At 72.4% G+C, this 11,699-nt stretch carries 12 protein-coding genes and 1 pseudogene; all 13 read right to left on the bottom strand.

Features of this window, described 5'->3' with window-relative positions; genetic code table 11:
* Nucleotides 1-230: 230 nt before the first annotated feature.
* On the bottom strand, nt 231-974 hold the full coding sequence (locus ABZS58_RS30435) for an ATP-binding cassette domain-containing protein (RefSeq protein ID WP_354786656.1): 744 nt from the start codon (nt 972-974) through the stop codon (nt 231-233).
* Nucleotides 971-1,735, bottom strand: coding sequence for a cobalt ECF transporter T component CbiQ (cbiQ, locus tag ABZS58_RS30430; protein WP_354786655.1), 765 nt, complete (start codon nt 1,733-1,735; stop codon nt 971-973). The genes ABZS58_RS30435 and cbiQ overlap by 4 nt, the downstream gene beginning before the upstream one ends.
* A gap of 28 nt (nt 1,736-1,763) precedes the next feature.
* Nucleotides 1,764-2,084 (bottom strand): annotated as a pseudogene (locus ABZS58_RS30425) (PDGLE domain-containing protein); the annotation flags it as partial.
* Nucleotides 2,081-2,782: an energy-coupling factor ABC transporter permease gene (locus ABZS58_RS30420; protein WP_354786654.1), complete on the bottom strand. Its 702-nt coding sequence runs from the start codon at nt 2,780-2,782 to the stop codon at nt 2,081-2,083. The gene ABZS58_RS30420 and the pseudogene ABZS58_RS30425, both read right to left, overlap by 4 nt.
* A gap of 64 nt (nt 2,783-2,846) precedes the next feature.
* Complete coding sequence (locus ABZS58_RS30415; protein ID WP_354786653.1) at nt 2,847-3,071, bottom strand: hypothetical protein; 225 nt, start codon at nt 3,069-3,071, stop codon at nt 2,847-2,849.
* A 100-nt stretch (nt 3,072-3,171) separates the two neighbouring features.
* Entirely contained in the window at nt 3,172-3,819 is a 648-nt protein-coding gene (locus ABZS58_RS30410; protein WP_354786652.1) for an ATP-binding cassette domain-containing protein, read from the bottom strand.
* The gene (locus tag ABZS58_RS30405) at nt 3,816-4,547 is read right to left on the bottom strand and encodes an ABC transporter ATP-binding protein (protein WP_354786651.1); all 732 of its coding nucleotides are present in this window, start codon (nt 4,545-4,547) and stop codon (nt 3,816-3,818) included. The genes ABZS58_RS30410 and ABZS58_RS30405 overlap by 4 nt, the downstream gene beginning before the upstream one ends.
* Nucleotides 4,540-5,487, bottom strand: coding sequence for a branched-chain amino acid ABC transporter permease (locus tag ABZS58_RS30400; protein WP_354786650.1), 948 nt, complete (start codon nt 5,485-5,487; stop codon nt 4,540-4,542). Before ABZS58_RS30400 ends, ABZS58_RS30405 begins: the two co-directional genes overlap by 8 nt.
* The gene (locus tag ABZS58_RS30395; protein ID WP_354786649.1) at nt 5,484-6,353 is read right to left on the bottom strand and encodes a branched-chain amino acid ABC transporter permease; all 870 of its coding nucleotides are present in this window, start codon (nt 6,351-6,353) and stop codon (nt 5,484-5,486) included. The genes ABZS58_RS30400 and ABZS58_RS30395 overlap by 4 nt, the downstream gene beginning before the upstream one ends.
* A gap of 5 nt (nt 6,354-6,358) precedes the next feature.
* The gene (locus tag ABZS58_RS30390; RefSeq protein WP_354786648.1) at nt 6,359-7,543 is read right to left on the bottom strand and encodes an ABC transporter substrate-binding protein; all 1,185 of its coding nucleotides are present in this window, start codon (nt 7,541-7,543) and stop codon (nt 6,359-6,361) included.
* A gap of 70 nt (nt 7,544-7,613) precedes the next feature.
* Nucleotides 7,614-8,189 carry an ATP/GTP-binding protein gene (locus ABZS58_RS30385; RefSeq protein WP_354786647.1) on the bottom strand — a complete coding sequence of 192 codons (576 nt, stop codon included), beginning with the start codon at nt 8,187-8,189 and terminating at the stop codon, nt 7,614-7,616.
* Nucleotides 8,186-8,581 (bottom strand): roadblock/LC7 domain-containing protein, encoded by a 396-nt coding sequence (locus ABZS58_RS30380; RefSeq protein WP_354786646.1) that lies wholly within the window; start codon nt 8,579-8,581, stop codon nt 8,186-8,188. The genes ABZS58_RS30385 and ABZS58_RS30380 overlap by 4 nt, the downstream gene beginning before the upstream one ends.
* Before the next feature lie 32 nt (nt 8,582-8,613).
* Entirely contained in the window at nt 8,614-11,436 is a 2,823-nt protein-coding gene (locus tag ABZS58_RS30375) for a nitrate- and nitrite sensing domain-containing protein (RefSeq protein WP_354786645.1), read from the bottom strand.
* Between the last annotated feature and the right edge of the window lie 263 nt (nt 11,437-11,699).

Raw genomic sequence — 11,699 nt, 5'->3', positions numbered from 1 at the left:
CTGACCCGAAGGCAGTCACACGATGAACGGCCCGAGACGCTCCGCTGGCCGCTCATGCCACCACCTTCCGCTGCGCTCCAGGCGTCGGCCTGACCCGAAGGCAGTCACACGATGAACGGCCCGAGACGCTCCGCTGGCCGCTCATGCCACCACCTTCCGCTGCGCTCCAGGCGTCGGCCTGACCCAAAGGCAGTCACACGATGAACGGCCCGAGACGCTCCGCTGGCCGCTCATGCGGTCACGGTGTACCCGAAGGGCAGCTCCAACCGGTGCCGTTCGAGCAGGTCGCCGTCGGCGAGCAGGTCGCGGGTCGGCCCGTCGGCGGCGATCCGCCCGTCGTCGAGGATGACCGAGCGCGGGCACAGCTCCAGGGCGTACGGCAGGTCGTGGGTCACCATCAGCAGCGTGACCGGCAGCGACAGCAGGATGCCGGCGAGCTCCCGCCGCGACGCCGGGTCCAGGTTGGACGACGGCTCGTCGAGCACCAGGATCTCCGGCCGCATGGCGAGGACGGTGGCGACGGCGACCCGGCGGCGCTGCCCGAACGACAGGTGGTGCGGCGCCCGGTCCCGGGCGAAGGACATCCCGACGGCGTCGAGGGCCTCGTCGACGCGTTCGGCCAGCTCGGCGCCGCGCAGGCCGAGGTTGGCCGGGCCGAAGGCGACGTCCTCGGCGACGGTCGGCATGAAGAGCTGGTCGTCCGGGTCCTGGAAGACGATCCCGACCCGGCGCCGGACCTCCTTGAGGCCCGCCCGGTCGCGGGGGTCGACGGCGAGCCCGCCGACCTCGACGCCGCCGTCGGTGGCGGTGTGGATGCCGTTGAGGTGCAGCACGAACGTGGTCTTGCCGGCGCCGTTGGGACCCAGCAGGGCGACCCGCTCCCCCTGCGGCACGGTGAGGTCGACGCCGCGCAGCGCCACGTGCCCGTCGGGATATGCGAAGTGCAGGCCGGTCACCCGCAGGGATGGCGTCACGCCAGCAACGCTACCGTCGCGATCGCACCGGCTACGACGGGCACCGAGGCGGCGGCCGCCCACTGCCGGGCGGTCGCGCCGCCACCGGCCAGGGCCAGGGGGATGCGCCCCTCGTAGCCGCGGGAGATCATCGCCAGGTACACGCGCTCGCCGCGCTCGAACGCGCGCAGGAACAGGGCGCCGATGCCGCTGGCGAAGCCCTTGATCTGCCACAGGTAGCGGGGGTCGTAGCCGCGGGAGCGCTGCGCGACCCGCATGCGGCGGCCCTCGCCGGCCATGACGTCGAGGTACCGAAGCATGAACGTGGCGATCGAGGTGATCATCGCCGGGCAGCGCAGCCGGTCGAGGCCGAGCAGCAGGTCGCGCGGGGTGGTGGTGCCGGCGAGCAGCAGCGAGGACAGCACGCCGAGGGTGCCCTTGGCGAGGATGTTCCACGTGCCGTAGAGGCCGTCGACCGACAGGCTCATGCCGAGCCAGTGGACCCGCTCGCCGTGGCCGAGGAACGGCAGCGCGAACGCGAACAGGATGAACGGCAGCTCGATCAGGGAGCGCAGGGCGAGCCGGCGCAGGCCGACGCGGGCGGTGAGCGCGACCACGAGGATGACGGCGAGGTAGGCGCCGAACGCCCAGAAGGCCTCCCGCGGTGTCGCGACGACGGCGACGGTGAACAGGACGCTGGCGGCGATCTTCACCTCGGGCGCCAGCCGGTGTACCGGCGAGCTCCGGTGCACGTAGAGCGCGTGGCTGTGCCCGGCGCCCACGTCAGGCCGTCTGCTTCTTGCGGCCCGCGCGCAGCAGCCAGAAGACGCCGCCGCCGATCGCGAACGTGGCGACGACCCCGATCGCGCCGGACAGGCCGGTGGAGAGGAAGTCGTTGCCGACGCCGCGCAGCCCGTACCCGGCGAGGGGGCTGTCCTTGGAGAGGTTGTCCGTCTCACCCTGCGCCATGCAGCTGCCGCCGGTGATCGCGTCGTTTCCGTCGAACGTGCAGCCCTCGCGGGCGACCGAGTCGAGGCCGTCGGGGTGGCCGGAGGCGAAGTTGCTGACCACGCCGGCGAGCAGCAGCGCAGCGATCAGCCCGCTGAGGATGAACCAGGTCGACTTCTTCATGCCGTTACCGCCTCGCTGACGACCGGACGCTGCAGGTTGCGGACCGCGTAGACGAGGTCTGGGCGGACCTTCGCCACGTAGGTGACGGTGAGCGCGGTGATGATGCCTTCGCCGAGACCGATCAGCACGTGCGTGCCGGCCATGGCGGCGGCGATCCCGCCGAGGGAGCGGCCGACGTCGACGGCGCCGCCGAGGTAGTACTGCAGGACGAAACCCTGCGAGGCGACGGTGACCGACACGACGCTGGCGACGACGGCGGTCACCGTCAGCGCCCAGGTCCGGCGCGGCAGGACCCGGAGCAGGGTCGCGACGAGCAGGTAGCCGGCGGCGGTGCCGAGCAGCGCCATGTTGGTGACGTTGAGGCCGAGCGCGGTGACGCCGCCGTCGCTGAAGATCAGTGCCTGCACGACGAGGACGATCGTGACGCAGATCGCGCCGAGGTAGGGCCCGACGAGGACGGCGGCGAGGGTGCCGCCGAGCAGGTGGCCGCTGACCCCGGGCAGGACCTGGAAGTTGAGCATCTGCACGGCGAAGATGAACGCCGCGACCAGGCCGGCCATCGGCACGAGCCGGTCGTCGAGCTCACGGCGGCCCTGGACGAAGCACAGGGCCAGACCGGCGAGGGCGACACCGGCGAACAGCAACGCGATCTGGTTGTCGATGATCCCGTTGGAGATGTGCATGGCTACCGCAGGCATGCCCTGGAGCTTATTGCCGATCTGGCGTTGTTGCCAAGAGCTTGCAACAACGCCGAAACGAAGATCAGGCGAGAATCCTGGTGTCCCTGGTCGTCGGGGTCGCGTCCACCAGGTGAACACGGTTCCTGCCGTGGTGTTCGGCGTGGTGGAGCGCCTCGCCGGCGCGGCCGACGACCTCGTCCGCGGCCTCCACGGCGTCCCACCGGACCAGGCCCGCGGAGCACGTCCGCCCGCTCGGGGTCACCGGGTAGGACACGGCGATCACGAGCACCCGCACCGGAGCCGCCACGGCGCGGGGCGTCGGACCGCTGCCGTACCTGCCGGTCCGGCGGGCGGCGGGTGCACACGGACGTTCACGGTCGCTCACCAGGCGACGGGCGGCTCCACGCTCATACCCTGCTCGAAGCGCTGCTCGTCAGGGTGCCGTTCTCCAGCTGGACGAGCTGGTCGGTGACGGCGCGCGCGTGTTCGGGCTGCTGCTCCACCAGTAGCACGGTCAGCCCCGTGCGGGTCAGTTCGGCCACGACGGCCCGCACCCGGGCGGCGAGGTCGACGGCGAGGCCCTCGCACGGCTCGTCGAGCAGCAGCAGCCGCGGCTGGGTCAGCAGCGCCCGGGCGATCGCGAGCATCTGCGCCTCGCCGCCGGACAGCTGGTTGCCCTTGTGGGTGAGCCGCTCGCCGAGCCGCGGCAGGAGCTCCAGGACCCGCTGCCGGCTCCACTCCCCCTTGCGCCCGGACAGCGTGAGGTGCTCGGCGACGGTGAGGCTGGCGAAGACGCGGCGGCCCTGCGGCACCAGCGCGACGCCGGCCCGGGCGACCCGGTGCGCGGGCCGGCCGGCGAGCTCCGTGCCGTCCAGCCGGATGCTGCCGGACCGGGCCTTCACCAGGGCGGCGATGGTGTGCACGAGGGTGGTCTTGCCGGCGCCGTTCATCCCGAGCACGGCAAGGGCCGCGCCCTGCGGCACGACCAGGTCGACGCCGTGCAGGACGGTGCCGCCGCCGTACCCCGAACGCAGGCCCTCGATCGTGAGCGTCATGGCGCGACTCCCGCATAGGCCGCCGCCACCTCGGGCGAGGAGCGGGTCTCCGGCACGGTGCCGGTGTGCACGTGCCGCCCGGAGTGCAGCACGGTGATCCGGTCGGCGAAGCCGTAGACCAGGTCGAGGTGGTGCTCGACCAGCAGGATCGCGACGGTGAGCGGCAGCGACGCCAGCAGCGACGCTAGGACCTCGACCTCCGGCGGGGCGAGGCCCGCGGCGGGCTCGTCGAGCAGCAGCAGGCGCGGCTCCCCGGCCAGGGCCATCGCCAGCTCCAGCTGCCGGCGCTGCCCGTGCGACAGCGCGCCCGCGAGGGTCTGGTCCACGCCGGTCAGCCCGACGCCGGCGAGCAGCTCCCGGGCGTGCTCACGGGCCTTGGCGCGGCGACCGGCGCGCAGCCGGCCCCACGGCCGGCGCGCGGCGACGAGCACGTTGTCCAGGGCGGGCAGGCTCGCCCAGACGGCCGGATGCTGGTGGGTGCGGCCGATGCCGAGCCGCGCCCGGCGGGCCGGAGCGAGCCGGGTGACGTCGCGGCCGTCGAAGCGGATCCGGCCCGCCGTCGGGCGCAGCGACCCGGCGATGAGGTTGAGCAGCGTGGACTTGCCGGCGCCGTTGGGGCCGATCAGCCCGATCCGGTCGCCGGGCGCGACCCTCAGGTCGACGCCGTCCAGCGCGGCGAGGTCACCGTACCGGCGGCCGAGCCCATCGACCTCGAGCACCTCACTCATGTGCCGACCGCTTTCCTAGCAGGCCTCTGGGCAGGAGGTACACGCAGAGGATGAACAAGGTGCCGAGCACCAGCGGCGCGTGCCCGGTCAGACGGTCGTCGGTGCCGGTGAGCCAGTCCCGGGTCGCGACGACGAGACCCGCGCCGAGCAGCGCGCCGACGAGCGACGTGGCGCCGCCGATGACGACCGCGAGCAGGACGAGGGCGGAGACGTCGAAGCCGCCGTCGCCGGGCGAGACGTACCGCTCGACGGTGACCAGCAGCGCGCCCGCCGAGCCGGCGAGGGCACCGGCGGCGACGTAGGCGACGGTGAGGTAGCCGGCGACGGGGTGCCCGCTGGCCCGCATCCGGTGCTCGCCGTCACGGGCGGCCCGCAGCATCGCCCCGGCCGGGGAGCGCAGCACCAGCAGCACGATCCCGACGAGCACCGCGACGACGGTGAGAACGTAGAGGTACGTGGCCCGGTCGGTGCTCAGCGTGACCAGGCCCGGCAGCGGGGCGGGCGACGCGAACGCGAGCATGCCGTCGGTGCCGTTGGTGACGCCCTTCCACCGCCCGGCGACGGTTGAGGTCAGCTCGCCGAGCGCCAGGGTGATCATGAGCACCACGACGCCCCGCGCGTAGACCACGAGGGGCGCGGTGACCAGCGCGAACAGAGCCCCGGCCGCAGCGGCCGCGAGCAGCTGCACGACGCCGATCGACACGTCGTGCCGGACCAGGGTCGCCGCGGTGTAGGCGCCGACGAGGTACGGCGCCGTCTGCCCGAGCGTCGGCAGGCCGGCGACACCGGTGAGCAGCGCGACGCTGACGGCGAGCAGCCCGATGACGAGGATCCGGGTGAGCGTCTTGGTGGCGTAGTCGTCCAGGACCCAGGCGAGGGGCAGCAGCGCGACGATCAGCGCCGGGAAGCCGAACGGGGCGAGACGCTTGAGCACGGTCATGAGGCGGTCCGTCCGGACGGCAGCAGGCCCCGGGCGCGGGCCGCGAGGACGAGCGCCATGGCGCCGAAGAGGATGAACGGGGCGATCGTGGGTGCCGCGGTCACGCCGACGGTCTGGATCTCGCCGACCGCGATCGCCGCGACGAGCGCGCCGCCGATGGAGCCCATGCCGCCGAGCACGACGACGACGAGCGACAGCAGCAGGACCAGGTCGGCGGTGCGCGGGCCGGGCCCGATGATCGGGGCGCCGAGCGCGCCGGCGAGCCCGGCGAGGGCGCCGCCCGCGGCCAGGACGCCGGTGCGGACCATGAACGGGTTGACGCCCAGCGTGGCGACCATGTCGCGGTCGTCGACGGTGGCGCGCACCAGGCTGCCGACGCGGGTGCGGGCGACGACGAGGTACAGCACGACCGCGATCAGCGCGGCGACGCCGATGAAGGCGAGCCGGTACCCGGGATACGAGTGCCCGGCGATGTCGACCGGCCGGTCCAGGCTCTTCGGGACGGTGACGGGCAGCTCGTCGTGGCTGAAGACGATGACGAGCAGGTCGCCGACGACGAGCGCGACCCCGAACGTGAGCAGCGCCTGGGCGAGGTGACCGCGCCCGGCGAGCGGCACGAGCAGCGCCGACAGGATCGCGCCGCCGCCCGCCGCGGCCGCGGTGCCCACGAGCACCGCGAGCGCGAGCGAGGACCACGAGCCGTCGCTGATCTTCGCCGCCGCGTAGGCGCCGAAGGCGAACAGCGTGCCGTGGGCGAGGTTGAGCACGTCACCGACGCCGAATGCGAGGGTGAGCCCGGCGGCGACGACGAACAGCAGCAGGCCGTAGGCCACGCCGTCGACCGCCGGGATCAGGTATGCGTCCAACTCGGTCAGGAACCGACCGTCGCGAGGTCCTGCACCATCACGTTGGCGAGGGCCCGGCCGTCGTTGCGCACCTGCCGCAGGTACCACTTCTGGATCGGCGAGTGCGTCTTCGGGCCGAACTGCCAGTTGCCGCGCGGCGAGGAGATCTGGCCGAGCTTGCCGACGGCGGCGTTGATCGCCTCGGGGGTCGGGTTGTCGCCGGCCGCCGCGATCGCCCGGTCCAGGACCGCGGCCGCGTCGTAGGACGCCATCGCGTAGGTGGTCGGGGTCACGTCCGGGTGCTTCTGCCGCCACGCCGCGACGAACTTGCGGTTCTCCTCGTTGTCGAGGTCGGGCGAGTAGTTGCACACGTTGAGGATGTTCTTCGCGGCCTCGCCCTGCGCCTGCAGGACCGTGCCCTCGGTGAGGAAGCCCGCGGAGTACAGCGGGATGTCCTTGGCGTCGGACTGCGCGTACTGCTTCACGAAGTCGATCGCGGCCTTACCGGCGTAGAACGTGTAGATCGCCTTGGCGTTGCTCGCCTTGATCTGCGAGAAGAACGGCAGGAAGTTCGTCGTCTGCGGGAACGGCGTGAAGGTGGCCTTGCCGTTGACGAGCGTGCCGCCGAGCTTCGTGAACTCGGTGGTGAAGCCGCCGACCTGGTCGTAGCCGCCCTGGTAGTCCGGGCCGATCGCGTAGACCGGGCCCTGGACCTTGTCCTTGATGTACTGGGCGATCGACGCGCCCGTGTCGGTGGACATGAAGCTGGTCGTCCACACGCCGCTGAGGTCCTTGAGCTCCGGACGGCCGTTGGAGCCGATCAGCGGGATCTTCGCCTCGGCGAGCAGCGGCGCGACGGCCGCGACCGAGCCACCGCCGACGATGCCGGTGAGCGCGACGACCTTGTCGTCCTTGATGAGCTTCGTCGCGGCGGGCAATGCGGTCGGCGCGCCGTCGCCCTCGTCGGCGATCTTCAGGTCGATCGGGTGGCCGCCGAGCTTGTTGTCGTGCGTCGCCAGGTACAGCTCGAAACCGGCCTTCAGGTCGGTGCCGACCGCCTGGTAGGTGCCGGAGAGGGAACCGAGGAACCCGATCTTCAGGGTGGAGGCTGCGGCGCCGTTGGAGGACTTCGCGTCAGATTCGGCGCAGCCGGCGGCTGCGACCAGCAGTCCGGCGGCGAGCACCGCACTGACCAGCGATCGTCGTTGCATGGTTCTCCTATGTGTCTGTGCGTTCGCGGTTGTGAAGCGGCAGGTGAAGAGGGGAAGTTTCACCAGTGGTTCAGCGGCGGGCGCCGATGCGCTGGGCAAGCGCGTGCTCGGTGACGGCGACCAGGATCTCCTTGGCCGACGCCCGGGAGCGGACATCGGCGTTGATCATCGGCACGCCCCGGCTCACGGCGAGGGCCTCGCGGACGTCCTCGAGGTGATACTTGGACGCGCCCTCGAAGTGGTTGACCGCGATGACGTACGGCAGCCGCCGGTTGTCGAAGAAGTCGATGGCGCCGAAGCAGTCGGCGAGGCGCCGCGTGTCGGCGATGACCACGGCCCCGATCGCGCCACGGCACAGCTCGTCCCACATGAACCAGAACCGCTTCTGCCCGGGCGTGCCGAACAGGTAGAGCACGAGGTCCTGGTACAGCGTGATCCGGCCGAAGTCCATGGCGACGGTCGTGCTGCCCTTTTCCGGCACGAGGGTGGCGTCGTCGTGCCCGAGGCTGGCAGCGGTCATCACGGCCTCGGTCGTCACGGGAGGGATCTCCGAGATGGCCCCGACGAGGGTGGTCTTGCCGGCGCCGAACCCGCCCGCAATGATGATCTTGACTGCGGTCGGCCGGCCGCGTCCCGGTGCCGTCATGCCGGCGCCCCACGCACCGACGGCGACAGGGCGTCGCCGATCCGGTTGGCCAGTTCGGTCATCTCGTAGGACACCTTGCCGACGTCGGCGTGCGGCGAGGCGAGCACCAGCAGCGAGGCGCCGTCGCTGAACGCCATGCAGAACATGAAGCCGCCGTCGAGCTGCGTCACGTTGGAGATGACGCTGCCCGCCTCGAAGAACCGCGCCGCGCCGGCGAGCAGCGCGACGAGACCGCTGCCGGTCGCGGCCAGCTGGTCGGCCCGGTCGCGGGGCAGGGCGCGGGTGTGCGCCAGGACCAGCCCGTCGGTGGAGATCGCCAGCGCGTGACTGACGTCGGGGGTGCGGCTCGCAAAGTTGTCCAGCAGCCAACCGAGATTACTCGGGTCGGTCACAGAAATGGTCCTCTCTTGCTGTTCTTCGTGCTTCAGGAGCCGGCCGGCCGGCGACCGGCCACACCGCGGGCGTAGGCGGACATCGCGGCGGCGACCTTGGTGGGGTCGCGGCGCGTTGCGGCGGAGCGGTCCACCTGCGCCGGCGCGGCCCCGCCGGGCACCAGGTGCCGCTGCGGCGCGCGGACCGGAAGGCCCGACGCGGTGACCGAACTGACGTCAGGGGTAGCCGCCTCCTGCGCCGCCCGCCAGCCGGCGTCCGCGCTGGACTCCCAGTTCTGCGGCTCGGGGACGGCGGCGACGGGCACGGGCGGGGCGGAGTACCCACTCGGGACGGCCAGCTCGACCGGCGTCTCCGTGCGGAACCAGCCGTTGACCGACTGGAAGATCGGCAGCTCGATCGAGTCGTCGGCGTCGGCGAGGATCGACGGCACCTCCGGCTCCGGCAGCGGCGGCCAGGCGCCCGGCCCCGGCGGCATCGCCGTGGCGGTGCGGTTGTCGCGCGGCGCCGGGGCGAACTCCTGCACCACCTGCGCGTATTCCTGCTGCCCGTATTCCTGCTGCCCGTGGTCCTGGCGTGCGTGGTCCTGGCGCGCATGGTCCTGGCGTGCGTGGTCCTGGCTCGGGGTGGCGACCCGGAACTCCTGGGTCGGCACGTCGAACAGGCTCGGCGGCGCGGTCCGCGGTGCCGGCGTGAACAGCTCCGCGACGACCGGGCGGGCGGGGGCGCCGCCGTTACCGCTGCCACCGTTGCCACCGCCGGCCGCGACGTAGCCGGCCGGCACACCCGCGCTGATCGCCGGCGGGAGCTGCGGCCCGCGCTCCGAGGCCATGATCGGGCGGAACACGTCCTTGGGGATGACCACCTCGGCGAGCGTGCCGCCGTGCTGGCCGGGCCGCAGCTGCACCTCGATGTGGTACCGGGCGGCGATGTGCCCGACCACGGTGAGACCCATGGCACGCACGGCGGCGATGTCGATCGCGGGCGGCTGGGCGAGCAGGTCGTTGAGCTGCGCGCGGCGCGACGGCGCGAGACCCACGCCCTCGTCGACGATCTGCAGGATGATCCGGTCGCCGAGCGCGCGGCCGGTGACCCACACCTCGGACTCCGGCGGCGAGTAGCCGGTCGCGTTGTCCAGCAGCTCCGCGAGCAGGTGCACGATCTCGTCGACGGCCTCGGCGACGACCGCGACGTCGTCGTCGACGCTGCCGAAGCGGACCCGGGTGTAGTGCTCGATCTGCGAGATGGCGGCCTGCAGGACCTTGCCCATCGGGGCGTCCTCGCGGCGGACGCGGGCCGCGCCGGAGCCACCGAGGACGAGCAGGCTCAGGTTGATCCGGGCCATCCGGGTGGCCAGGTGGTCCAGCTGGTACAGCTGCTGGAGCCGGTCCGGGTCGGTCTCGTCGCGCTCGACCCGGTCGACCTGGGCCAGGACCGCGTCGACCAGCCGCTGCTCGCGGCGGGACAGGTGGACGAAGATCTCCGCGACGTTGGAGCGCATGACGGCCTGCTCACCGGCGATGCGGACCGCCTCGCGGTGGACCGCGCGGAAGGCCTGCGCCACGTCGGCGACCTCGTCCGCGCCGCCGACGACGAGCTTCGCCGACGCGCGGTCGGCGACGTCGTCCGGGTCGACCGTGCCGGGTGCCGCCGCCCGCAGCTCCGCGACGACCGCGGGCAGCTGCTCGTAGGCGACCTCGCGGGCCGCGTCGTGCAGGGCGCGCAGGCGCCGGGTGATCCGACGGGCCACGACACCGGTGAGGACGGTGGCGATGAGCAGCACCAGGGCGACGCCGGCGATCTGGAAGCCGGCCTGGGTCATCTGCTCGTCGCGCAGCTCACCGACCTTCGCCTCGATCGCGTCGTCGGTCTTCTGCTGCACCTCGAACAGCAGGCCCGACCAGCCCGACATCGCGTTGATCCAGTTGCCGGTGTCCAGGGCGACCTGCTGGCCGGGGCGGGTGCGGTTGACCTGGTCCTGCAGCCGCTGCGCGGCGATGACCTGCTCCCCGGTGCTGGCCTGCTCGTACCAGCTGCGCCACTGCGCCGGGGCGAGGTCGTTGAACTGGACCGTCGACTCGACGAAGCTCGTCCGGGTCGCGGTGATCTCCTGCTGGAGCGCGGGGGTCAGCTCGCCCGCGGCGACGGCGCGCAGCACGGCCGCCTGCTGCTGGCCGAGGGCCTCCGCCGCGCGGGACAGGGCGGCCGCCGCGCGGATCTGGTCGGCGAGCTCGGTCGGGGCGCCGGAGCGGGCCACCGACTCCCGGTAGGACAGCAGGTCGGCGATCAGGATGCGGTAGCTGAACGCGATCCCGGACACCGACGCGCGCTGGTCCTCGCGGACCTGCTTGCGCAGGCTGGCCATGGCGGCGAGGTTGTCGTCGACGCGGCGGACCACGTCGGGCACCTCGCTGACGCCCGCGCGGCTCTCGCGGTACGCGTCGATGTTGTCGTCGGTGATCATCACCTGTGACGAGAACGCCTCGAGCTGCGCCGACGCCGGGTTGAGCAGCACGTTGACGGCCGCGGCCCGCTCACGCTGCAGCGCGTGGGCCAGACCACCGGCGTCGGAGGCGAGCGCCGAGAGGTCCTGCAGCTGCCGGCTGCCGTTCACTTGCTGGACGGTGGTCACCAGGGCGATGCCGGCGAACACCACGACGGCGACGAGTGGAAGAGCGACGATGAGCCGGAGCTGGTCGATGATGCGCCGCCCGGGCCGCTCACGCCGGCCCTGCGGATCGCGCTGGGGCGCGGTCGCAGCGGCGGCGTGGCGGGTCGGGCGGCGATCGGGACTCAGCCGAGGGTCGCGCTCCTGCCTGGGAACGGGCAGCGACGACGTGCTCTGGCTTTGGGTCACGAAGAGTCCCCGCAGGCATCCGAGATTGACAATACGGGTCAGTCCTGACAAGCAGGCACATGACGTTGAGCACAATCACAGCTCGGCCGATCGGTGTCAATACCGACGTCGTCCGCGCAGCGACGAACGCCTCTTTTTTCCTCATCCGTTGGGCCGGTGTACACGAACCCATACGGACCCTAACGGCTGCCGGGGCCCGGATTCCACCTGGTCGGGGGACGCTCGACGCAACACCGACGTTTCGGGGTTTTTACGGGACGGAA

Source organism: Dactylosporangium sp. NPDC005555 (assembly GCF_040605635.1).
In the GTDB taxonomy this organism is placed as follows: domain Bacteria; phylum Actinomycetota; class Actinomycetes; order Mycobacteriales; family Micromonosporaceae; genus Dactylosporangium.
The sequence above is the reverse complement of the archived record's forward strand: the minus strand, read 5'-3'. Positions and strand labels throughout refer to the sequence as shown.